Annotated in this window: 17 protein-coding genes and 4 tRNA genes; 1 reads left to right on the top strand and 20 read right to left on the bottom strand. The window is 49.8% G+C overall.

From position 1 onward, the window contains the following. Positions 1–6: 6 nt before the first annotated feature. The 6 genes from miaA to murI form a co-directional block, all read right to left on the bottom strand. Positions 7–912 carry a tRNA (adenosine(37)-N6)-dimethylallyltransferase MiaA gene (gene miaA / locus BN6471_RS09260; RefSeq protein WP_066648088.1) on the bottom strand — a complete coding sequence of 302 codons (906 nt, stop codon included), beginning with the start codon at positions 910–912 and terminating at the stop codon, positions 7–9. Further along, the gene (gene mutL, locus BN6471_RS09255; protein ID WP_066648085.1) at positions 909–2,744 is read right to left on the bottom strand and encodes a DNA mismatch repair endonuclease MutL; all 1,836 of its coding nucleotides are present in this window, start codon (positions 2,742–2,744) and stop codon (positions 909–911) included. The genes miaA and mutL overlap by 4 nt, the downstream gene beginning before the upstream one ends. Next, positions 2,737–5,319, bottom strand: coding sequence for a DNA mismatch repair protein MutS (gene mutS, locus BN6471_RS09250; RefSeq protein ID WP_066648083.1), 2,583 nt, complete (start codon positions 5,317–5,319; stop codon positions 2,737–2,739). Before mutS ends, mutL begins: the two co-directional genes overlap by 8 nt. Before the next feature lie 4 nt (positions 5,320–5,323). After that, complete coding sequence (gene miaB / locus BN6471_RS09245; protein ID WP_147554010.1) at positions 5,324–6,634, bottom strand: tRNA (N6-isopentenyl adenosine(37)-C2)-methylthiotransferase MiaB; 1,311 nt, start codon at positions 6,632–6,634, stop codon at positions 5,324–5,326. A gap of 124 nt (positions 6,635–6,758) precedes the next feature. After that, positions 6,759–8,993: a vitamin B12-dependent ribonucleotide reductase gene (locus BN6471_RS09240; protein WP_066648077.1), complete on the bottom strand. Its 2,235-nt coding sequence runs from the start codon at positions 8,991–8,993 to the stop codon at positions 6,759–6,761. Positions 8,994–9,107: 114 nt separating this feature from the next. Continuing rightward, entirely contained in the window at positions 9,108–9,890 is a 783-nt protein-coding gene (murI, locus tag BN6471_RS09235; RefSeq protein ID WP_066648074.1) for a glutamate racemase, read from the bottom strand. A 165-nt stretch (positions 9,891–10,055) separates the two neighbouring features. On the opposite strand from murI, the gene rpsT reads away from it, so the two are divergent. Further along, the gene (gene rpsT / locus BN6471_RS09230) at positions 10,056–10,319 is read left to right on the top strand and encodes a 30S ribosomal protein S20 (protein ID WP_066648070.1); all 264 of its coding nucleotides are present in this window, start codon (positions 10,056–10,058) and stop codon (positions 10,317–10,319) included. A gap of 56 nt (positions 10,320–10,375) precedes the next feature. On the opposite strand, the gene holA is transcribed toward rpsT, so the two are convergent. The 14 genes from holA to hisIE all read right to left on the bottom strand — a co-directional run bounded on the left by holA (position 10,376) and on the right by hisIE (position 23,364). After that, a complete protein-coding gene (gene holA / locus BN6471_RS09225) occupies positions 10,376–11,377 on the bottom strand; it encodes a DNA polymerase III subunit delta (RefSeq protein ID WP_066648067.1) in 1,002 nt (333 codons plus the stop codon). A 15-nt stretch (positions 11,378–11,392) separates the two neighbouring features. Continuing rightward, positions 11,393–13,621, bottom strand: a complete 2,229-nt coding sequence (locus BN6471_RS09220; RefSeq protein WP_066648064.1) for a ComEC/Rec2 family competence protein — start codon at positions 13,619–13,621, stop codon at positions 11,393–11,395. A gap of 11 nt (positions 13,622–13,632) precedes the next feature. After that, positions 13,633–14,349 carry an MBL fold metallo-hydrolase gene (locus tag BN6471_RS09215; RefSeq protein WP_066648062.1) on the bottom strand — a complete coding sequence of 239 codons (717 nt, stop codon included), beginning with the start codon at positions 14,347–14,349 and terminating at the stop codon, positions 13,633–13,635. 25 nt (positions 14,350–14,374) lie between these two features. Next, positions 14,375–15,838, bottom strand: a complete 1,464-nt coding sequence (locus BN6471_RS09210) for a GerMN domain-containing protein (protein WP_066648059.1) — start codon at positions 15,836–15,838, stop codon at positions 14,375–14,377. A 12-nt stretch (positions 15,839–15,850) separates the two neighbouring features. After that, entirely contained in the window at positions 15,851–16,816 is a 966-nt protein-coding gene (locus BN6471_RS09205; protein WP_066648057.1) for a GerMN domain-containing protein, read from the bottom strand. Positions 16,817–16,826: 10 nt separating this feature from the next. Next, positions 16,827–18,227 carry a sensor histidine kinase gene (locus tag BN6471_RS09200; protein ID WP_162270198.1) on the bottom strand — a complete coding sequence of 467 codons (1,401 nt, stop codon included), beginning with the start codon at positions 18,225–18,227 and terminating at the stop codon, positions 16,827–16,829. A 28-nt stretch (positions 18,228–18,255) separates the two neighbouring features. Beyond that, positions 18,256–18,942, bottom strand: coding sequence for a response regulator transcription factor (locus BN6471_RS09195; protein WP_066648051.1), 687 nt, complete (start codon positions 18,940–18,942; stop codon positions 18,256–18,258). A 329-nt stretch (positions 18,943–19,271) separates the two neighbouring features. After that, entirely contained in the window at positions 19,272–21,284 is a 2,013-nt protein-coding gene (locus BN6471_RS09190; protein WP_066648047.1) for an FtsX-like permease family protein, read from the bottom strand. After that, a complete protein-coding gene (locus BN6471_RS09185) occupies positions 21,274–22,041 on the bottom strand; it encodes an ABC transporter ATP-binding protein (protein ID WP_066648045.1) in 768 nt (255 codons plus the stop codon). Before BN6471_RS09185 ends, BN6471_RS09190 begins: the two co-directional genes overlap by 11 nt. 295 nt (positions 22,042–22,336) lie before the next feature. Further along, positions 22,337–22,410 (bottom strand) — tRNA-Cys (locus BN6471_RS09180). Positions 22,411–22,413: 3 nt separating this feature from the next. Further along, positions 22,414–22,488 (bottom strand) — tRNA-Gly (locus tag BN6471_RS09175). Positions 22,489–22,506: 18 nt separating this feature from the next. Then, positions 22,507–22,583 (bottom strand) — tRNA-Asp (locus tag BN6471_RS09170). Positions 22,584–22,593: 10 nt separating this feature from the next. Then, positions 22,594–22,669 (bottom strand) — tRNA-Val (locus BN6471_RS09165). An 86-nt stretch (positions 22,670–22,755) separates the two neighbouring features. Continuing rightward, a complete protein-coding gene (gene hisIE, locus BN6471_RS09160) occupies positions 22,756–23,364 on the bottom strand; it encodes a bifunctional phosphoribosyl-AMP cyclohydrolase/phosphoribosyl-ATP diphosphatase HisIE (protein WP_066648043.1) in 609 nt (202 codons plus the stop codon).

The raw sequence follows: 23,364 nt of genomic DNA, 5'->3' as shown, positions 1-23,364 counted from the left end.
TAAAATTTACTGCCCCTGCCGTATAATCGCCTGTGCGATCGACAGGGCATCGTTACCATATTCTGCGGTATCATACCAGACGATTCGCTCGTCGCGCTTGAACCATACCCACTGGCGTTTGGCGTAATGGCGCGAATTACGCTTGATTTCATAGACCGCGCGCTCAAGCGGTATCTCGCCCTGTAAATAGCGGATCAGCTCCTTATAGCCGATCGCCTGCATGGAAGTAGGCGCTGTGGTATATTTCTGCGCCAGCGCTTTGACCTCGCCTAACAGCCCTTGTTCCATCATATGGTCGACACGCCCGTTGATCCTTTCATATAGCACGGCGCGATCCGTCGTCAGGCCTGCCATGATAAAATGATAGGCCTCATTTGGCTCGCGGAACTGGTAATTTGGGGAATTACCTTCGTTTTTCAGTATCTCCAACCGACGGACGATCCTTTTTTTGTCATTGGGGTGGATGCGCCCTGCGGCCTCTGCATCCTGCTTAAACAGCATCTGGTGGAGCTGCGCCGCTTCCAGTTGCATCAATTGTTCGCGGAACGCGGTGTCGTGCGATGTTTCAGTAAAGTCAAGCTCATAGGTCAGCGCGTTTATGTAAAGGCCTGTTCCCCCAACGACAACGGGCGCCTTGCCGCGCCTCAATATATCTTCGATGCAAGCTGTTGCGGCTTTTTGGAACATGGCGACAGAATACATCTCGCCGGGCTCTGCCACATCAATCAGGTGATGCGGTATCCCCTGCCGCTCCTGTATGGACGGCTTTGCCGTACCGATATCCATCCCGCGGTATATCTGCATGGAATCGGCAGATATGACCTCGCCGTTTATTTGTTTTGCAAGCTCTATGCCTACGGCTGTTTTACCGGAAGCGGTAGGCCCAAGTATCATATAAACATCCTGTTTCATACGATCCTCTTGAAACCTTTTTGCAGGTCGTTTTTGGTGAGTACGACAGCAATGGGACGTCCGTGCGGGCAATGCGGGATGGAGTCTAGCTCTGTAATTTCTGTCATCAGCTCTGCAATCTGCTCATCCGAAAGCTGGTAGCCGGCCTTGATGCTGTAACGGCAGGAGGCGCGGATGATTTGCTCGCGCAGCAAAAGGATATCCTTTTGTGAGTTGCGCAGTTCATACAAGATATCTTCGATCAGCTGATCGGCGCCGCTGCGGTTCACCTGCGCAGGGAATGCATTGAATTTGAGCGTCATAGCCCCGAATTCTTCAAAATCAAAGCCCATGCCCCGGAGCAAATCTTCGTTTTGCAAAACAAGCGCGTGGTCTTCTGAGGAAAGGTTCACGACATGCGGCATCATCAAAGGCTGCGAAGCGATCGCCCCGCTCGAAGATTCCTTTTTCATACGCTCGAAATTGATGCGCTCATGGGCGGCGTGCTGGTCGATCAAATAAAGATTCTGGCCGCTTTCTACGATCAGAAAAGCATTCCATGCCTGGCCGATGATGCGGTAATCACACAACTTGCGGACATCCTCGATCTCCAGCTGCTGTGACTCTGATTCCTCATGGAACGTTTTTACTTCCTCGATGAGCTTATCAAATGCCTCGGATTTTTCATATTTCAAAGGCATGACGTGATCCGTTGCCTGCGCAGCCCCACCAGCGGGTTTCTGGTATAATTTTTTCGCAGGGCGAAATGACGGGTATTCCTGCTTTTCAGCCGGCTCATCATACGCGCTTTTTATTCCCGCATTGGGCATGGTTGAACCTACGTTTTCCAGAACGGGCGGCGTGGATTCATTCAGTGCACCTTTGATGGCGTGTTCCATCGCTTCCAGCGTTTTTAACTCCTCGTATAGCATGACCTGCAGTTTATTGGGATGCACATTGACGTCCGCTTTGGAAAACGGAATGTGGATGTGCAGGACGGCAAACGGATAGTGTCCGCGCAGCAAACGTTCCCCATATCCACGCATGATGGCAGATTGTAAGTCTTTTGAACGGATCAGGCGGCCGTTTACAAACATACAAATGTGGTGCGTGCTCTTATAAAGGAAAGCAGGATTTGAAATATAACCGCTGATCGTGATGTCTTCCGCTTGATACCCTATTGCGCGCACCTTGTGGGCGATCTCTTTCCCATACACGGTGATGAGTGCATCCATCAGCTCGCCGTTGCCGGGGCTGTGATAGACAGCCTTCCCGTTGCTGATATATTTGATGGAAATATCCGGCCTGGAAAAAATAAGTTTTGTCACGACAGAAGTGACGTTCGTCGTTTCACGCGCTGTGTTTTTAAGGAATTTCTGGCGTGCGGGAATATTATAAAACAAATTTTCCACGCGCACGGTCGTACCTTCCGGAAGCCCGGCGGCATGAATCTCCGGCGCGCTTTCCCCGCTTACGTTGAGGATGGTGCCGCTCTCGCTTTTGGCAGCGCGTGTCTCGATGCCCAGGCGTGCCACAGCCGCCATGCTGGAAAGCGCCTCCCCACGGAACCCGAGCGTGCCGATGCTGCTAAGATCCCCTACACTGCTGATCTTACTGGTAGCATGCTTTTGTACGGCGAGAGGGACATCCTCGCTCACCATTCCAACGCCATTGTCCGTCACGCGGATCATCGTTTTCCCGCCGTCTTCGATCTCTACGGTGATGGCAGTCGCGTCCGCGTCGATGGAATTTTCCATCAGTTCCTTGACGACGGCAGCGGGGTTGACGACGACCTCCCCTGCCGCGATCCGCGCATATACGTTTTCCTCCAGTACATGAATCCTGTTATTCATTATCAAGCTCTTTCTTTATGGTATACACCAAATTAAGCGCCTCGATGGGCGTCAGTGTATCGACATTCATCCCCTTTAAGCGGGATACTGCCTTTGGCATCGTTGCTTCCTGGGGGGCGGCTTTCCCCGTGTCCGCAGGGCTGTCGCCCGTGATGGACATTTCGTAATTTTGCAGTTGGTTCAAAAAAACATTCGCACGCGTGATCACCTGCTGCGGCAGTCCGGCAAGCTTTGCCACCTCGATGCCAAAGCTGCGGTCAGTGCCGCCTTCAATGATCTTGTGCAGGAAAACGATATCGTTTCCCAGCTCCTTTACCGCTACGGAATAGTTTTTGATGCCGGAGAACATGTTTTCCAGCTCGACCAGTTCGTGGTAATGCGTCGCAAACAGCGTTTTGGCATGCAGCTTTTGCAGGATATATTCCACACTTGCCCAGGCGATCGAAAGCCCGTCTGTCGTACTGGTGCCGCGTCCGATCTCATCCAGGATCAACAGGCTGTTTTGTGTTGCATTGTTCAGGATATTAGCCAGTTCATTCATTTCCACCATGAAAGTGCTCTGGCCGGACGCCAGATCGTCCGACGCGCCTACGCGTGTGAATACCCGGTCGACAAGGCATATCTGCGCTTCATCCGCAGGGACAAAGCTGCCCATGTGCGCCATCAGGACAATGAGGCCGACCTGCCGCATGTAGGTGCTCTTTCCCGCCATGTTCGGGCCGGTGATGAGCAGCATATTTTGTTGTCCATGGTCAAGCTGCGCGTCGTTGGGCACAAAACCCTGCTGCAAAATACTTTCGACAACGGGATGCCGCCCATTTTTGATGTTGAGCGTTCCGTCATTGCTCATTCGCGGCCGCACATAGTTGTTGTCGTATGCAACTGCGGCCATGGATTGCAACACATCAAGCAGGGCGATCCGCTGTGCACAGCCCTGCATGCGCGAAACATTTTGCGCAAGTTTGTCGCGAATCTCCAGAAACACCTGGTATTCGAGCGCATTCCGCTTTTCTTCCGCGCCCAATATCGTGTCTTCCATCTCTTTGAGTTCTTCCGTGATGTAGCGCTCGCAGTTCGCAAGGGTCTGCTTGCGCAAATAGCGGTACGGCACCTGTGGCAAATAGGATTTGGTTACCTCGATATAATAACCGAACACCCTGTTGTAGCGTACCTTGAGGGTCTTGATACCCGTTTCCTCGCGCTCCTTGGCTTCCAGCTCCACCAGCCAGTTTTTCCCATTGACAGAAGCGTCGATAAGAGCGTCGATTTCCGCATGGTAGCCGCGCTTTATGATATTGCCGTCCATAATCCCATTGGGAGCGTCCTCATTGATAGCCTGTTCCAGGAGCTGGTGCAGGTCGGCGAGGTCGTCTAGGTTTTCGTATATATCCGTGAGCAGCGGGCTTGCAGCTTCCTCCAGTATTCCTTTTAGGTATGGCAATGCGGCAATTGAGCTTTTTAACGACAAACAGTCCTTCGCGTCGATTGTCCCGTAGGAAATACGTGTGATGATGCGCTCCAGGTCGTATATACCGCTTAAATAATCGGAAAGCGAATTACGCAGGTACAGGTTTTGTTTGATTTCAGCTACTGCGTCAAGGCGCGCGTCGATCTCATCGATTTTTTTGAGCGGCTGCAAAATAAATTTTTTGAGCAAGCGCCCGCCCATGGCGGTTTTTGTCTGATCCAGCAGCCACAGCAGCGAGCCTTTTTTGGAACCCTCCATCAGGGTTTGCGTCAATTCGAGGTTGCGCCTCGTATTGGGATCGAGAACCATATAGGCCGTTTCTTTCAGTGCTTTGATATGCGTGATGTGCAGCAACGTATTTTTCTGCGTATCCTTTAAGTATTGCATCAACGCACCCGCAGAACATACGGCGTCATCCATGCCTTCGCAGCCAAATCCGCTTAATGATTTCACCTTAAAATGTGCCTGCAATGTTTTCTGCGCGGTAGGCGCTTCATAAGCCCAATCAAAATAAGGGTTGATGAAAGCATTTTTAAAGCGCGATTTTTCCGTAAGCTTTAGAAGTTTTCCCGCGTGGGAATCGGAAACGATGACCTCCTGCGGATTGAGGCGCGTCATTTCGTTGAGCAGCGCGGTCTCGTCTTCCGGCTGCGCAATGCAAAACTCGCCTGTCGATACGTCGCAATACCCGATGCCGATTGCATGTTCGCCAAAAAACACACTCAAAATATAACTGTTCTCTTTTTCCTGCAGCATGGAAGTTTCCACGACCGTGCCGGGCGTGACGACGCGCGTGATCCCGCGTTTGACGATCCCCTTCGCGGCGCGCGGGTCCTCCAGCTGATCGCAAATCGCCACCTTGTGGCCGTTTGATACCAGCCTTGCAATGTATGTATCCACCGCGTGATGGGGTACGCCGCACATGGGCGCGCGCTCTTCAAGGCCGCAGTCGCGCCCTGTGAGGGTCAGTTCCAGTTCCTTTGATACCAACACGGCATCGTCAAAAAACATCTCGTAAAAGTCGCCCAAACGGAACATAAGGATACAATCCTTATACTCTTCCTTCAAATCCAGATATTGCTGCATCATAGGTGTCAGCTGCGCCATAAATTTATCCCTGCTCCTGCGTAATGCGCCCAAATAGTGTGGTCTTTTTTCCTTCCGTTATTTCTACATCAAAGAATTTGCCGATCATGTCCTTGTTGCCGGCAAAATTCACCATTTTACCGCTGCCGGTACGGCCGCAAACATGGCCTTGGTCACGTGTGCTGATGCCTTCTGCCAGCACGCGCACCGTCTTCCCTTCATAGCATTTATTCTTTTGCTCGGTAATCGTATTCTGCAATGCAACCAGCTTCATGATCCGCTCCTTTTGAACGGCTTTTCCTACCTCGTTTTCCATTTCAGCGGCTTTTGTACCGTTGCGCCTGGAATAAACGAACGTAAAAGCGGAATCATATTTGACCTCTTGCAGCAAGGACATCGTATCTGCAAAATCCGCATCCGTTTCACCCGGGAAGCCAACAATGATATCCGTCGTGAGCGCGATATCCGGTATCCGTTTACGGATTTTCCGGACAAGTTCAAGGTATTGCTCTCGCGTATATCCGCGGTTCATCGCCGCAAGGATATTGCTGCTGCCCGACTGTACAGGCAAGTGGATATGGCGGCAGATACGCGGCTGAGACGCGATCACATCGATCAGCCGGTCAGAGAGGTCTTTGGGATGGGAGGTCATAAAGCGGATACGCGGTACATCGGTTTGCGCACAAATCGTCTCCAGCAGTCCTGCAAAGTCCACGCCTCCCCCGTTGTACGAATTCACATTTTGTCCTAAAAGCATGATCTCCCGGTATTCTTTTAGCCCCTGTATTTCCTGCACGATTTCTTTGGCGCTGCGCGATTTTTCACGGCCGCGCACATAGGGTACGATACAGTAGGTGCAAAAATTATTGCAGCCATACATGATATTGACGGACGCGAGCGGCCAGGAATGCCGTGTGACCGGAACGTCTTCATGTATGGAAAGATCGCCCTCCTGGATGGAGACCACACGCTGTTTGTTTAAAATACAGTCGCCGATCATATCCGCAAGCGTATGGATATTGTGTGTGCCAAAGATGAGATCGACAAAAGGGAAAGTCTCGGCAAGCTTTTGCGCGACGGACTGTTGCTGCATCATACAGCCGCATACAGCGACCATCAGGCTGCTGTTTTCATCTTTCAGCTTTTTTAAGGCGCCTACGTTGCCGAATGTTTTATGCTCGGCGTTTTCCCGCACACAACAGGTGTTGAACAGGATAAAATCCGCCTGCTCTTTCGATTTGCTTGCTTCAAAGCCGAGCGACTCCAGTATTCCTGCGATCTTTTCGGATTCATGCTCGTTCATCTGGCATCCGTATGTGATGATATGATATTTCATACCGTTGCTTTTTACATATTCTGCTAAATTCTGCTCTTGTTCCATATTTAAGATTATAATGCAAAACGGGCATAAAATCCATAGAAAAAGGGCAGGACAATGCCTGCCCTGCTCTTTTATTGCCTTAGCCGCACTTTGAATACCCGCAGGAACGGCATATGTTGCAACCGCCTTCAAAATCAAGCGGTTTGCCACATTCCGGACATTTCGTATCATCCGGCTGTTCTCCATCCGCTTGCATCAGGGGTGCGATCTTGGTATTTTGCATCTTGGCCACTGTCTGCAAAACCCTGCCGATGGCATCCGGACAGGAAAGGACTTTCACATCGCCGCCCTTTCTGAGGGTCGAATGGCAGCGGATACCGCGTAACTGTTCTACGATGGATTCCACGTCCATCCCCGAGCGCAGCGCGGTGGAAATCAGGCGGCTTGTCGCTTCGGACTGTGAGGGGCAGCCGCCAGCGCGTCCGAGGTTAGTGAATACTTCGCAAATGCCGTTTTCATCATAATTGACGGTGATATACAGGTTTCCGCAGCCGATCTTGACTTTTTGCGTGATCCCCTGCGTGACCTCCGGGCGGTCGCGCGGTGCGACTGCGCTGCCAACCGCCTCGCAAGCGGCTGCGGAAGCGGTATCGTCTTCTTTCTTATTCACTTTGCCAATGTTCAGCACCTGGGCGTCCCGTGAGCCGTCGCGGTAGATCGTCACACCTTTTAAACCAAGCTTATAGGCAAGGTCGTACACCTTGCGGACATCCTCCTGCGTTGCTTCGCGCGGGAAATTGACGGTCTTGGAAACCGCGTTATCGGTATATTTCTGGAAAGCGGCCTGCATGCGTACATGTGCTTCCGGATCGATATCGTGCGCGGTCACAAAGATATCGCGGATATCCTGCGGGATTTCCTCCATATGGGCAATCGTGCCTTCGGAGGCGATTTTGGACATCAGCTCCTTGGAATACAGCCCCCGCTGTTTCATGACTTCTTCAAAGTAGGGATGCACCTCCAATAGCTCGTCATTATCCATGACGTTGCGGATATAGGAAAGCCCGAACACGGGTTCGATTCCCGAAGAGGAATTACAAATGATGGAGATCGTACCGGTAGGCGCGATCGTCGTTACCGTAGCGTTGCGCTGCAACAGTCCCTCCCCCTTGAAGATGCTTCCGTCGTACGCCGGGAATGTCCCCCTCTGCTTTGCAAGCTCCAAAGACATCTCGCGCGCATTGTCTCGCAGGAATTTCATGATATGCTCGGCAAGCTCGATCGCCCTGCTTGAATGATACGGTATTTTCAGCTTGTACAGGATATCCGCAAAGCCCATCAGCCCGAGGCCGATTTTGCGCGTGGACAGCGTCATATCGCGGATCTCGTCGAGGGGATAGTTATTGACGGTGATGACATTGTCAAGAAAGTGCACCGCGTCCCTGATCGTTTGCCTGAAAAGGTCGTAATCGATCTCATATTCGCCGCCGCGCTTTACCATGAGCGCATTTAAGTTGATAGACCCTAAGTTGCAGCTTTCATACGGCAGCAACGGCTGTTCCCCACAGGGGTTCGTACTTTCCACCTCCCCTAACTGCGGAACCGGATTGTCGCGATTGATGCGGTCTAAGAAAACAATGCCCGGCTCGCCGTTTGTCCAGGCCATTTTAACGATCAGCGCATAAACGTCGGGCGCATAGAGCTTTTTAACTTCCTGCTTGGTGTGCGGGTCTACGAGCGAATATTCGCGTTTTTCGTTTACGGCTTTCATAAATTCTTCCGTGATCCCGACGCTGATATTGAAATTGGTGATCTCCGTAGTGTCTTTCTTGCACTGGATAAAGTCCATGATATCCGGGTGGTCGATGCGCAAGATCCCCATATTGGCGCCGCGGCGCGTACCTCCCTGCTTCACGGCTTCCGTAGCAGCGTTGAAAACCTTCATAAAACTGACTGGGCCGCTGGCAACGCCGCCTGTTGAATTGACGGAAGCCCCAGCCCCGCGCAGGCGCGCAAAGGAAAAACCCGTGCCGCCGCCGCTTTTATGGATCAGCGCTGCATTTTTCACCGCGTCAAAAATATCTTCCATGCTATCTGCAACCGGCAGTACAAAACATGCGGAAAGCTGCCCCAGCTCCCTGCCTGCGTTCATCAGGGTCGGGGAATTCGGCATGAAGCGAAGCCCTGCCATCATATCATAAAACACATCTTCCGACGCTTTGACATCGGCATCGGGATCAAACTCCCGATCCCCCGCCGCAATGGCCTGTGCTACGCGATGCAATAAATCATCCGGCGTTTCGATAGGCTTACCATCCTGATCCTTCTTTAAATAACGCCTCTCAAGAACAGTAACCGCATTTTTGCTAAACATTGAAAAAAGACCTCCGTGCAATATATTTAGTATTGGAATAATTCCAGAACACTATATATAGTACACCGTACGCCTTGAAAATACCAGCTATTTTTGTTACTTTTTTGAAATATATTAAAGCAGCGATAAGAAATGGCGGTATACCGCCAAAGAATCGTCCTTTCCGGAGGTAAAGAGTTCAACGCGGCCCCCTGCATTGCACCCATGCAACAGGTTTTCATTCGCGAGCACGCGTGCAATATGTCTGGCAGTCCCATAACGGCCGTCGTAGATGTCCCCAAACGACGGAAAAATTTTGGAAGCGATATCCCTGATTTTGTCTGCGACAAAAGAGTAATGCGTACATCCGATGACAATACCCTCGATCTGCTGTCCGCGGTAAGCGACCAGCTTATCATGGATGTAAGCTTTGATATGCGGATCGTCCAGATCCCCTTTTTCGATCAGGTTGGCAAGGCTCGCGCATTCCACATTGATCGTGGCATCCTGCGCGCCCAGCCTTTCAAGCAGCGACTGGTAGCGTTTTTGATGCAGCGTTGCCGGTGTTGCCAACACAATGATTTTACCGTTCCTGCTCCCCTCAAGCGCAGGCTTTACGGCCGGTTCGATGCTGATAATGGGGATATTATAGCGTTCACGCATCGTTTGAACGACGATACTGGTCGCCGTGTTACAGGCGATCACAATCATTTTTACGCCTTTCCTGAAGAGGAATTCGCCGCACGCGAGCGACAGCTCTTTGATCTCGTCTTCTGTTTTGGTGCCGTAAGGGGCGTTTTCACTGTCACCGTAATAAATGAAGTTTTCATGGGGAAGGCGCTTCCTTGCTTCACACAGTACGCTCAAACCGCCCACGCCGGAATCATATACGCCAATCGGTTGTTCATTTTTAATCATAATCTCATCCTAAAAACTGTTTTCAATTCATTTTGCCTGCTATTTATTATAGTACAATGTGTAAATATAGTAAAGATGCGCTAAAAGTATAAAAACTACTTGCAAAGAGCGCATGAATATGATAATATATCACTTGTTGAATTTAGAAATATGGGGGTGAATGAATTGCCTAATATCAAATCTGCTAAAAAACGCGTAAAGGTTATCGCAACAAAAACGCTGCGTAACAAAATGATCAAATCCGCTCTTAAGACAGACCTGAAAAAGTTTGACGCTGCAGTAGTCGCTTCTGATGCAAATGCCAAGGAGCTTTATACAAATGCTGTAAGCGCAGTTGACAAGGCTGCCTTAAAAGGTACGATCCATAAGAACAAAGCAAATCGCGTAAAAGCACAATTGGCAAAAAAATTAAACAGCCAGGCTGAATAATTTTGATACCCCATTTGAATATGAACTTTTAAAAACCGATCTCACCCATCGGTTTTTTATGTGCTGTAAATATCAACCAACAAGGCGAACAGATCGGTCTTTAGGCTGACTACGCCCTGCTTGGCATCAAAATCCATCTGCGCAAATTTATTGATGGCGTCCCGGAGTTTTTTGGCTGTAAAGGGCTTACAATGTTCGAGCGCACGCCGTGCGGCAAACTCCCTTGCGCCGGTCGCTTCGACGATATGGGATATCGTTTTGCGATCCGGAAATTTTGCATCCCGGCATGCACGCGCCACCAGCATTTGCCTGAAATTATTGGAAAGAAGCGTAATGAATCCAATGGGGTTGCTGTCTTCCTCCAGCATTTTGGAGATCAGTGCCGACGCTTGCTGCGGATGGCCCCCCATCATCAGGTCGTGTATCTTATAAACATTGTACTGCATGGATTTGACGGCATACTTTTCGATATCCGCCGTAGAAATCTCTCCCTTGCAAATACAGGAGAGCTTATCTACTTCGTTGGCGATCGTACTCAAATCGCCGCCGCCAATCTCGTTGATGACCTGCGCGTTTTTAGAGGAGACCATCAATCCCTTTTGTTTGGCGCGGTTTTTGACGAAAGCACAGATGTCCTGGTCCTGCATGGTATTACATTCGACGAACATCCCCTGTTTGATTACAAATTTTACAAAGGCCTTGCGCTTATCCGCATTTCCCTGCGTGAGGATTACGAGAAAATTGCTGGCGGGCATATTGCTTTGCATATAAGCGGCGCTCAAATCCCCCGCTGCTTGCGCAGACAGGATATCCGTACCCTTGATCACGGTGATCCGCTTTTCGCTCATAAACGGCAGGGTCTCCATGGCACAGAGCACGGTTTTGGGGTCGGGCCTGTCTTCAAAGACAGACAAATTGAGCTCGGGCATATCGATATGCAAGGCTCCCTGAACCGCAGAAAGCATATGCTGCTTCAAATAGTGGTCTTCCCCGCTCAAAATAATAAAGTTCTTTACCTGACCGTTTTTCAGTTGCTTGAGTGCTTCATTTGGCGTCATATATTTCCTCTTCCGTTATTTCTTTTCCGTAGTGACGCTGATCCGGCCTTCCCGGTCGACTGTAAACGTCACTGCGCCTGTCTGTGGCGTGGCCAGCGTGTCGATATGCATTTCATCGAGTAAATCCAAAAGCCCGCGATCCGGCAGGCCTTTGCTGTTGCCTTCTTTTACAGAGATCACGGCATAATCCGGAGACCATGCTTTGAGCAATCGACTGTTGGCAGCGTCTTTTTCACCGCCGTTGGGCAATTTTACAATAGGGACATGCTCCTGATACAGAAGGTCACCGGTTTTATTTTGCATCAACAGGCAAATAGGCCGGCCATCCTGATACAAAACCAGGGAAAGATGCTTCTGGTCGTCCCCGACCACGTCCAGATAGACATCGCCTGCTAATTCTATTTTATCATACAGTGCGTAATATTTCATTTCCAAATTTGCGTCGTAGTCTTTCGGCACATAATTTAGGGGGACATAAAGCCTGTTTACCCTCTTTGCCTGTACCAGCTCTTTCAGGTTTTTTGTCCGGTCGTTCGTGATAACCACACCGTCGAAAACGAGGCGGTTCTTCTTTGCATAATCATTGATTTGCGAGTATTGCGGGTTGCCGCCATTGTCGATCAGGTATTCTTTGCCCTGCACGGAAATATGGATGGCGTCCCCGGTGCCCACATCCAAAGCAACAACCTTCAGGCTGCTTGAGTGCGCGATAGCCGAGCTGATACCAAAGCACATGATCAGTGCGGCCAGAAGCCCGGCAACCGCCATTTTCACTTTATTGCGTAACAGGACATAGTCTGAACAGAAAAAGATGATGATGAAAACGACGGCCCCTATCCAGATCGGAAAGCGGTATATTTCAATGTAGCCGAAGGCGGTACTGGCGAGCATCCCGTTAAGCCATGTAAGGGCCTGCAGGCAGAGCTCTGCCGGAAATGCAAAAGCGTGCCCGGCTGGCAGCGCAAAAAGCGCCAGGACGGAGCCAATGCCCGTAAATGCTACGATGATTCCGGCGAGTGGGATCGCGAACAGGTTGGCAACCGGCGCCGCGAGCGCGATATTATTGAAATAGTAGGCGGACAGCGGGAAAACAGACGCCGTCGCGCTGACGGAGGTTGCAAGCGGCATTGCCAGCCTTGCCTTGTCCATCTTGATCTTTTGCAGTAAACGTGTAAGCGGCGGCCCCAGGCAAAGCAATCCGAAAAGGACGCCATATGACATCAAGAAACCTGCCGTAAAAAGCTGGGGCGCGTTGAAAAACAAGGTAATGACCATTGCCGCTGCAAGGAAGGTCAGCGTATCCCTTTTTTTAAACATCCATTGGCCGATGATCAAAAAGAGCATCATCAGGACAGCGCGGATAATGGAAGGGGCAAAACCTGTCAGCAAGGCATAAAATAACAATACTGCGATATTGATACTGAAACGGACATTGCGGCGGATACGCAATTTGCGGCACAGCCAATTAAATGCGAAAGCAATGATCGCGACATGCAGGCCGGACACGGCAAGGATGTGCGCAATCCCCGTTTTTGAAAATGTATCGCGCATTTCCTCCGTAAGGTCATTTTTGACGCCGAGGAACATGGCTTTTGCGACGGGCGCCATTTCCGGTGAAAAAATTTGGTCGATTTTTTCTGCAAGGGTCTCCCGTAACTTCAAGGGATAATAGTACCAGCCGGGCGAATGGGATACGGATCTTACTTCCTCTGAAAAGCAGCTGAATCCCGCTCCCCTGCTGGCAAGATACATTTCTTCATCCATGCCGCCGGGATTTCTCGTTGCCCCGGGGGGACTCACTTTACTTTCAAAAGTCACGGTATCGCCATAATCCAGGACTTCGCGCGAATACAAAAGGACTTTTTTGCTGAAGTTTTCCTTTCGGCCATCTCTTGCCGTCAGGGAAACATTGTCGAGCGTATAGGAATGATAGGCAGATGACATAGAGGAACGGTCGGAGACATACCCTTCGATCGTATAATCCTGCCCCGGTGTAATATGCGAAAAGTCCGTGGAAAACTGTACTTGGAAAATAAGCCCGCCGATAGAAAAGAACACCAGATACAGGGCGGCCAGCATAGGACGGTTTTTCAAAAAGAAAGCGCAGAGAAAGAACCCGGCCCCGCCGGCCAGCAGAATCCAAAAAATGGGCGCCGGAATATCCAAATAATAAGAGAACAGGATTCCAACTACCATGAAAAAGGCAACGAAAACAACAGGTCTCGGATTCAAAATTGGTTTCATGGAACACTCCGTCAGATGATATATTCCGTTTTTTCCTGAACAATGATCGTGTCCTGAAAAATCGCGCATGCCTCGCGCAGAAGATCCTGTTCACAGTATGTAGGGTTGATATGTGTTAAAAAAAGTTTTCCTGCCCGCGCCGTTTTCGCGGTCTGTGCAGCTTCCCCAACCGTCATATGAGGCAATATTTTTTGGGGGTGATCCTCATTGAGAAAACCGCTGTCCAGCATTACGACATCTGCATCCCGGCAGAACCCGGCCAGATGGTCGCTGTAACGTGAATCCCCGGAAAAAACAAAGGATTTTCCCTCTGCGCGGAATTTGACCGCATAGCATTCAACAGGGTGCAGCGTTTGACAAAAGGAGATGCTGACTTTTAAAGCAGGAAATGCAAGCTCCAGGCCTTCTGTTATATTGCTGGCTTTGAACCGTTCACATGCACACAGCGTATCGTGCTCCCATGCAGGCGTTGCGGGAAGATAAACAGGAACCGGATGCTTAAGCGGCGCATAACGCAGCACGAACATATCCGCACAATGGTCGGAATGAAGGTGCGTCAGGATAATCATGTCCAGATCGTCAAGGCTGCAATATTGCTGGACACGGGATAAGCTGCCGCTGCCCGCATCCAAAAGAATTTTTTTCCCGCAACATTCCACGAGATAAGAAGTCGTAGCGCCTCCCGCTTTCGGATATGGCCCGTATTTTCCCAGTACCGTCAGTTTCATCCCTTCGCAATCCTTTCTGTTATGCCTATGTCAGGCGTATGATCCCGGGATTTTTGATCAGGGGATCGATCACGCACAATTGGTTGCCGTCCGCTAAGTATTCGACGCGTTCGCCGTCGACCAGGAATTGGACACGCTTTACATTGTTAATATTTGTCAGTGTATTGACGATCGAGTAGATCATGATAAATTCATTTTTTGCCGAAAGTTCGGCCGCCTTTGCGCTGATACTGGACTTGAAGTCGACAACCGCGAGATCGCCCGCAAGGTAAACGCTGTTGACGTCGTCCATGGTGATGCCCGAAATGAAGGCTGGCTGTACATCGCTGCTATCCTGCGCAGAAGGCCCCTTCATGAGTTCGCGCAGCAATTCTTCGGGATACCCGGCGTTTTTTTGATCCACCAGGCGCGTTACGCTGCTCAAAAGCGTATAGGTACTGTTAGGCAGGTATAACACGATGCTGTTCCCTAGCAATGATGAAAAATCATCTGCCTGGTATATGGTTCCCTCAGGCGGGAGCTCTGCATCGGCCGCCGCATTGACCGTAATCCGCACCCCGTCGACATCGGGTATGAATCCTGTGATCGCCGTCGTCAGCGCCGCAGCTGTGATCTGCTCTCCATCCTGGTAAGCTTTCGTCTGTGCAAAAGGCATTTTATCAAAATCGAGCTGGACAATATTGCGTTCTTGCTCGTCCTGCATGATCGTCACGGAATTGAGCCGGGCATCCTTGACTAGCTTATCGACCACCGGCGCATGGTTATAGGTGTCCTCCGGGCCGCTCAAAACCTCTTGTACAATCGTAGCGATCATGTCCTCTTTCTCTATACTGTCAAAACTGATGCTGCGGACTTCAGGCAGCAGGTACTGTTCTGAAATGTCCAGGAAATACAAGGTCGCATTGATGACCGCTGTCTGCGCGCTGGCATCCCTTTTGTACTTTTCAAGATCCTCTGACAAGCTGCTCTTGGATTTTTGCAGGGTACCGGAAGGAAGGTTTTGGTACGCGGTCTGGCTGCCGCCCAAAAACACATTGATATAGGTAACGCCTGAAAAATCAAACAGGGTAGAAGCGATCGCCAGTTTGGCAGTCATGATCTGGTCTTCTGATTTATGGACGCCTTCTTCCAAATTCAAATAGACATTGATGACATCCGGCAGCAGCTCCACTTTCTCGAGGAGAAAGCCCTGTGCGACCGGCAGCAGCGATTCAGACACGGGCCCGCTGATCAGCGCTTCAATGATCTGCGTTTCCGCACGCTCGTTTTGCGGTACCTCAAGGTTGCGCGGTTCCGCAGAAAACTTCTTTCCCGTCTCATCAAGGAAATACAAAACAGGGCTGATAAATCTCCTTGGGGCCAGGTCTATGTTCTGCATCAGCAAAGTCGTTTCGTATTCATTGTTTTGTGTGGGACTATCTTCCTGGACGATCGAACAGCCTGTCAGGAGCAGGGCCGCGGCAAGGAAGACGAGCATCGCTTTTTTCATGTTTCCCCTCTGTCAGGTCAGGAAATTTTTCTTGAATACCGTATAGGAAATTTTCCATATACTGTTTTCCTGGATCAGCCGGATCGGTATATTCGTCATGGTTTTCGCCTCTTCATCGCGCAGCTTTAAGACATAATCTACCATAACGATTTCAGAAACGCCGTCGTTGCCGAGGACTGCATCCCGTATGAGCGGGTCTGAGACCGTAAGCTTATTGGAGATCACTTCCGTCTTAAAATCGTCGAGGGACGGTTTATCCTGCCCATACAGGTTTTTATAAGCGATATAATTGTAAAGTGTTTCCCATTCTTTGCTTTCGATCGCCTGCATAATCTCGCGCATCGTATTGCTGCCGTTCAAAATGATCTCCCCGTCGCGTTCGAGCGCCTCGACAGCCCCTTCGCCATCCAGCCCCGCTTCCGACAGCGTCAGCGGCCGTCCGGTACCCATGCCGTCATCATCGATCAGTATCTGCACGCGTGAATATGTCCCCTGCTCGATCAGCGTGTTGACGATCGAATACACGGCGAGCATCCGGCGCGTTTTTTCGTAAGCGGGGTCGCTACTTTCCTTTTCGTCTACCGGACTCAAAAAATCGCTGCTCAACGTGACAAACAAAAATTGCCCTTCCGACCTGACGCTTACAAGCGACGTTTTGGGGTTGATCACGGCTTTCAAATCGTTACGCGTGGAAAGCGGCCCCTTGATCAGCTCGCGGATGATCGAGTTTTCAATGCTTTCATTGATGGGAACATCAAACGAATGGGATTCCCCCACGAGCAGCGGCTGGTCCATGAATCCAAAATACAGGCGCGCGCTGCTCTTGTCTTTGCTGATCGCTTCGGGGAGCGGGTTGATTTGTACCGCATTGCTCGGCGATTCGCTTACTTCTTCCTCTATTGGTGCACAGGCGGTAAACATTATGGCTAAAAGAACCGCCAGCCCGATACCAATGACCGATTTCCATTTCATTTTCATACTTTTATCCCTATTCTTCGTGTACCTGTATGATGGGCAGGATCAGCGTAAACTTGGATCCCCTTCCCTCTTCGCTCTCAACTTCCACTCTTCCGCCATGCATCAGCGCGATCCTGCGCACGATATGCAGGCCCAGCCCGGTACCGCCCGTTTCGCGCGAGCGAGCCTTGTCCACCCGGTAAAAGCGTTCAAAAATGTGCTGCAGGTGCTCCGCGCTCATGCCAATGCCATCGTCTTCGATCTGGATGGCGACCTCGGTTCCGTGGCGTTTGCTGTTGATCCGAACATGCCCGTTGTCCTGCGTATATTTAATGGCATTTTCGACCAGGTTATTGAGCGCCTGCCGCAGCTTGAGCGGATCGCACTCGATATCAAGCCCGCCCTCTAAATTAGTGGAGAGCGTGATATTCCGCGTTTGCGCGATGGGCCTCAGGGCCTCTACGCATTTATTGACCAGCGCGGACAGGTCTACCGTTTCCAGGTTGATCGTCATGATGTCGCTGTCCATTTTTGAAAGCAGCAAGAGGTCGGTGATCAGGCTGCTCAAACGATCGATTTCCCCGTTGATATCCGATAAAAATTCCTTGTATACCTCTTCCGGTACATTATCTTGGTAAAGCAGCGATTCTACCAGGATCTTCATGGATGCAAGCGGCGTTTTTAATTCGTGCGAAGCATCGGACACAAATTCACTCCTCTGCTTATCGACGTTTTGTATCTTATCGCACATCATGTCGAACGTCTGTCCCAGCTCCGCAATCTCGCCCTTTCCTTTGATGTTCGCGCGCTGCGAAAGGTCGCCGCTTGAAATTTTGACCGCGACTTCCGTCAGCTTGTTGATGGGGTTCGTGATCCAGTTGGTAGAGAGCATGCTGGAGATGATAATGACGCCGCAGGCCAATATAAAAATAATCAGTGTCTGCGATTGGAGCGCGCTGGTCGCTCTTACTACGTCTTTGATACTGGAGGAATACAAAACGACACCAATGATGTCGCCGTTATGGATGATGGATGAGGTATAATAAACCGACCAAAAACTATCGCCCGTTGCGCTGTCATCGATCAGATGAAACCCATAGGAGGATGAATTTTGGCCGTATAGAACGTCGTTGACTTCACGTTCGTTCAATTTGATTCCGTTGAGTGACGAAAAACTGTCAGTCTGTACGATCCCCGAGCCGTTCAGTACCAACAGGCGGCCGCCCATATCGTTTCCGTTGCTCACCACGATGTTATACATGCTGGTGGCATCGGAATCGCTTAGATAAGGTGCTATTTGTACCGCAGTGCTGTTGGCATTTTTTTGTGCACTTTTCAGATATTGGTCTACCAGGTAGTTTTCCACCATGGAAGAGACCGCAACCGATACCAACCCGAAAATGATCCCGACCAGTATCAGGTAAATGATCACAAAACGCCAGCGGATCGAATACATTAATTTACTTATTCGTAAAATAATATCCAACTCCCCATTTTGTTAAGATATATTCAGGTTTCGCAGGGTTTTGCTCGATCTTTTCACGCAGGCGCCTGATGTGTACGTCCACGGTACGCAAATCCCCCTGGTGCTTCCATACCATTTCCAAAAGCGTATTCCTGTCAAATACTTTGCCCTTGTTGGTAATGAAAAGGTTGAGCAGGTCAAACTCTTTGGCCGTTAAGTTGATGTCTTTTCCCTTGATCTCCACACTGCGGTTGATGAGATTTACCTTCATATCCTTGATCTGTATCGTCTGCGCGTCCCCGGACGGCTTCTGCGAGCCTGCGCGCCGGAGGATCGTCTTGATACGCGCTTTGAGCTCAAGCATATTGAAGGGTTTTGTCATATAGTCGTCGGCGCCGAATTCCAGCCCCATGATTTTGTCCATATCTTCGCCTTTGGCTGTCAGCATGATGATCGGAACGTCGGAAGTACTGCGTATCTTCTGGCAAACTTCCATCCCGTCCATTTTGGGCAGCATCAGGTCAAGCAGTATCAGGTCATGCTTTTGCGGATCAAACACTGCGAGGGCCTCTTCCCCATCATATGCTACGTCGATGGAATAGCCTTCCTGCTGCTCTAAATTAAAACGGAGTCCTTTGACCAAAGTGGGTTCATCATCTACAATTAATATGTTTTTTGCCATAATGACAACTCCTTATACTGACGTTGCAATTATTATAACATATATGTATCTCATTTGTAACCGTTATTTGCGAGTGAATAAAAAAGCGCTTTCCCACTGAAAACGCTTTTTGAGACAATATATGTTTGTGTCTATTTTGACGAATAGTTCGGAATGATCCCCAGCGCTTCATTTTCTTTCATGCCTGCGCTTACCAGAAAAAACGCGCTGACAAAAACCATTGCCGCATATAATACTCGTTTCAAAGCAATCACTCCTCTCTTCTCGTGGCTTAATATTAGTATAATAGGCACTTATGAATATTTGATATCCAATTTCTTACAAACTTCTTAATTCTCCTTGATGATCTTCTTGCTGCTGAAATAGGTAATGGCGAAGTATATGCCATAGATCACGGCGATGATGGCCAGCCCAGCAAACACGTCCGCATAGACGTTTTCGTACCACATCATATTGATCATACCCATGAGCCCCCTGATACCGAATACCGCGTGGACAGCAGCCACCGCAAGCGGGATCAGAAAATAGATCGCGATCTGCTTCATGAGCGACTTGTTGATCATCTTTTCTTCCGTACCGAGCTTTCTTAAAGTCGCGTAGCGTTTTTTATTATCATTGGCTGCCGAAAGCTGCTGCAGCGCGAGGATCACAGCCGCGGTCACCAGGAACGTGATCCCTAAGTATATGCCAACGAAGGAGATTGTCACGCGCAGCCCGATACTGGACTCCTGTAAGGCAAGCTTCGTTGTGAAATAGGTGTACGGTTTTTCCGTATTTTGTTCCTGCAGCTCGTCATGCTTGTCCCATATGGCCTGTTTTATCGTTTCTTTTTCCTGCCCATCGATAAAATTGGCATCGATTGCAACCTGTTCCGGCTTGAAGTTGACGACGTCCGCATCAGGATAAACAAGCGTAATCGGTGGCAGGGATGCCGCGCCATGGATACGGGTATTGGCAAGCCGCAGCTGCCCTGCGGGAATCGTGTATTCCTTCCCGTTTGAGGTAATCGTCCGGCCCGCCTGCACAAACTCCTGCAAGTTTTCAAACATGGACTGGTTATACAGCACCGCCCCCAGTTCATTGCCGGATAGCTGTATCTGTTTTTCGCCGATCAGGGACAGCAGGCTATTAAATTGTGAAACCGGGACGGCAAGCGCAGGCATCGTTACACCCCGCTCATCCGCCAGCTCATGCATTTCTGCGATATCAAAATAATTTCCAAACTGGCTCATGATGTCGACGTCGCTCTCATAGGTCGTATACTCTGCGGTCTGCGCATAGAACTCGCCAACCGGGATCCCGTAATTTTGAAGCGCTTGCAGTGCCCCGCCCGCAGCTTCCGCTGTCGCCGGCTCCATATAATATTCTGCGTCAAACTTGATTTCGCGCGAGGTTTCCTTGTTGACCGCACCCGAAACACCGGAGCCCGCGCCGAGGGTTGTGATCGTGACAAAGAGCATAATACATACCAGCGCCATGGAAGTATGGGTAGAATTGATCTTGCTGGTAAGCTGCCGTGTCACAAATAGATTTAGTCCCTTGAAGTAGCGTTTCTTGTTATGTGACGCGATTTTATAAGAGAATCCTGCCAGGCCCGCAAATAACAGGAAGGTACCCGGGATCCCGAACAGCATTACAAAGGGCAGGTACATGATCAGCATGCCTTTGATGATCAGGTAATATGCGATCACGATCAATACGATGCCCGCGACCGCCAATATGACGGAAACGCCTGTCTTCCTGCCGAGGATCTTTTCATTTTCCGAATCCGAATGAAGCAAAGCGATAACCTTCTGTTTGGATACCCGCACGGCGTTGAACACCATGACGCACAGGAAGATTACGCCAAAATAAATGACGGATTGCTTGGCCGCTGCCGGCGAAAAAACAAATTGGTATTGCTTTAGGGACACTTCAAACATGTTGGCCGTTATGACCGACATGACCTGCGAAAACAAGACACCGAGCAACAAGCCGACCGCCAGGGCGATCACGCCGACGATGAGCGTTTCTATCATGAAAATCGCCGCTACGCGCCCCTTCCCCATACCGAGCGTCAGGTAAATACCCAATTCCTTGTTCCTGCGCTTGATCAAGAAATTGTTTGCGTAGAGGATCAGGATCGCGAGCGTGATCGCGACAAAGGTGGAAAAAATACCGATGCTCTCCACCATCATCTGCGCCGCAGTCGCCTTGTTTTCATTCAATTCCATGACCGCTTGCTGTGCGTCTACAGAATTAAAGGCATAAAAAAACATGACCGCAAACATCAGCGTGACAAAATAAACGGTGTAATCGCCGATACTTTTCCGTACATTCCGAAAGGCCAGTTTACACAGCATCGGCTACGTCACCTCCCAGCAGGGATACCACTTCAATGATCTTGCCAAAGAATTCCTTGCGCGTCTCGTTACCGCGGACAAGCTCCATGAATATCTTTCCGTCGCGAAGGAAAAGGATGCGGCTGCAATAACTGGCCGCAAAAGCGTCATGCGTGACCATCAAAAGAGTGGCGTTCATTTTTTGGTTCATCTCCACAAAGCTTTCAAGCATCATGCGTGACGATTTGGAGTCCAGCGCGCCTGTCGGCTCGTCCGCCAAAATCAGGGAAGGCTTAGTAATGATCGCCCGCGCAGCGGCTACGCGCTGCTTTTGGCCGCCGGACATCTCGTAAGGGTATTTGTAAAGTACGTCGCTGATTTCAAGCGTTGACGATACCTCCTTGATACGCTCCTTGATCTGCTGGTATCCTACGTTACAGATCGTGAGGGCAAGCGCAATATTTTCATAACCAGAAAGCGTATCGAGCAGGTTGAAATCCTGGAATATGAATCCCAATTTTTCCCGCCTGAAGTCCGAAAGCTTACCGGGTTTTAAGGTCGTGATATCCACCCCATCGATCAGGATGTGCCCTGTGGTTACCGTATCGATGGTGGAAATGCAATTGAGAAGTGTTGTTTTCCCGCTTCCCGATGGGCCCATAATGCCCAAAAATTCACCGTTCTCAACGGTAAAGCTCACGTTGTCAAGCGCTTTGGTGATGTTGCCGCGGCTCCCATACACCTTTTCAACATTTTTCATATCAAGTAATATGCTCATGTTATCCTCCGTTTCACTCCGTTCAATCAATATAATAACCGGAAGAGAGTCCTGCCGGTTTTTTTCTCCGAAAAAGCCCCGTGATTTTTACGACCAGGCTATAGAGCCCAACGCCCAGCAACGTTGCCGCAAGAATACCGAATAAATTGCTTCATCCTCATCGCTCCTTTTTACTTCTTTCTTTATTATAGAAGAAGCGCCTTACAATCCGCTATCGAAGTTCCTTACAATTATCTTACAGTTTTGTAAGAACAAAAAAACCGACTATCCTATCAGATAATCGGTTTCTGGTTTTTGGAGGCGCCACCCAGATTTGAACTGGGGATAAGGGCTTTGCAGGCCCCTGCCTTACCACTTGGCTATGGCGCCATATGGAGCGGAAGACGAGATTCGAACTCGCGACATTCGCCTTGGCAAGGCGACGCTCTACCACTGAGCCACTCCCGCATAACTATAAAAGAAAAATGGCGACCTGGAAGAGACTCGAACTCTCGACCTCTAGCGTGACAGGCTAGCGTTCTAACCAACTGAACTACCAGGCCATAAATGTAATGGTGGGAGTAACAGGGCTCGAACCTGTGACCCTCTGCTTGTAAGGCAGATGCTCTCCCAGCTGAGCTATACTCCCACACATTATGCCGTACATGTTTTGCACAGCGCATGTATTATTTTATTATAAAAGGTATCTCCTGTCAACATATTTTATGAAAAATATTACCTTCTATTTTGCAATTCCCCAAACAATTCGCCGAGCGTAAGTCCCTTTTCATTCATCAGGACGAGCAGGTGGTAGATGAGATCCGCCGCTTCATAGCGAAGCTCGTCCGTTCCCGGGTTTTTGGACGCAATGATCACTTCCGCGCTTTCCTCCCCCACCTTTTTGAGGATTTTGTCGATCCCTTTTTCAAACAGGTAGTTGGTATAAGAGCCTTCCTTGGGATGCACCTTCCTGTCCGCGATCAAATCATAAAGCTCGTACATCATCGAAGAATTCGCGATCTTCTCGTTTTCCTGCACTTGGTTGAAAAAGCAGGAATATTCCCCCGTGTGGCATGCAGGGCCGGTCTGCTTTACCTTCAAAAGTACACAGTCGCAGTCGCAATCGAGGCTCACGCTCACGATCTCCTGCACATTGCCGGATGTCTCTCCCTTTTTCCAGAGTTTCTGGCGGGCCCTCGAATAATAATGCGCATAGCCCGTTTCCAGCGTTTTGTCAAAGGCTTCTTGGTTCATATATGCCTGCATCAGCACAACGCCTGTATTGGCCTCTTGTGCAATCGCAGGAACCAGCCCGTCTTTTCCAAATTTGATTTCCATATCCAT

The organism is Christensenella timonensis, from assembly GCF_900087015.1.
Taxonomy (GTDB): Bacteria; Bacillota; Clostridia; order Christensenellales; family Christensenellaceae; genus Christensenella; species Christensenella timonensis.
This window is presented reverse-complemented; position numbering and strand designations above follow the sequence as displayed.

Bases quoted from the DNA above. Each gene is read 5' to 3' on its own strand.
- BN6471_RS09240 (WP_066648077.1), bottom strand. From the start codon at position 8,993: ATGTTTAGCAAAAATGCGGTTACTGTTCTTGAGAGGCGTTATTTAAAG.
- mutL (WP_066648085.1), bottom strand. From the start codon at position 2,744: ATGAATAACAGGATTCATGTACTGGAGGAAAACGTATATGCGCGGATC.
- miaB (WP_147554010.1), bottom strand. From the start codon at position 6,634: ATGAAATATCATATCATCACATACGGATGCCAGATGAACGAGCATGAA.
- BN6471_RS09210 (WP_066648059.1), bottom strand. From the start codon at position 15,838: ATGAAAAAAGCGATGCTCGTCTTCCTTGCCGCGGCCCTGCTCCTGACA.
- BN6471_RS09215 (WP_066648062.1), bottom strand. From the start codon at position 14,349: ATGAAACTGACGGTACTGGGAAAATACGGGCCATATCCGAAAGCGGGA.
- murI (WP_066648074.1), bottom strand. From the start codon at position 9,890: ATGATTAAAAATGAACAACCGATTGGCGTATATGATTCCGGCGTGGGC.
- hisIE (WP_066648043.1), bottom strand. From the start codon at position 23,364: ATGGATATGGAAATCAAATTTGGAAAAGACGGGCTGGTTCCTGCGATT.
- mutS (WP_066648083.1), bottom strand. From the start codon at position 5,319: ATGGCGCAGCTGACACCTATGATGCAGCAATATCTGGATTTGAAGGAA.
- miaA (WP_066648088.1), bottom strand. From the start codon at position 912: ATGAAACAGGATGTTTATATGATACTTGGGCCTACCGCTTCCGGTAAA.
- BN6471_RS09185 (WP_066648045.1), bottom strand. From the start codon at position 22,041: ATGAGCATATTACTTGATATGAAAAATGTTGAAAAGGTGTATGGGAGC.
- BN6471_RS09220 (WP_066648064.1), bottom strand. From the start codon at position 13,621: ATGAAACCAATTTTGAATCCGAGACCTGTTGTTTTCGTTGCCTTTTTC.
- holA (WP_066648067.1), bottom strand. From the start codon at position 11,377: ATGACGCCAAATGAAGCACTCAAGCAACTGAAAAACGGTCAGGTAAAG.
- BN6471_RS09195 (WP_066648051.1), bottom strand. From the start codon at position 18,942: ATGGCAAAAAACATATTAATTGTAGATGATGAACCCACTTTGGTCAAA.
- BN6471_RS09190 (WP_066648047.1), bottom strand. From the start codon at position 21,284: ATGCTGTGTAAACTGGCCTTTCGGAATGTACGGAAAAGTATCGGCGAT.
- BN6471_RS09205 (WP_066648057.1), bottom strand. From the start codon at position 16,816: ATGAAAATGAAATGGAAATCGGTCATTGGTATCGGGCTGGCGGTTCTT.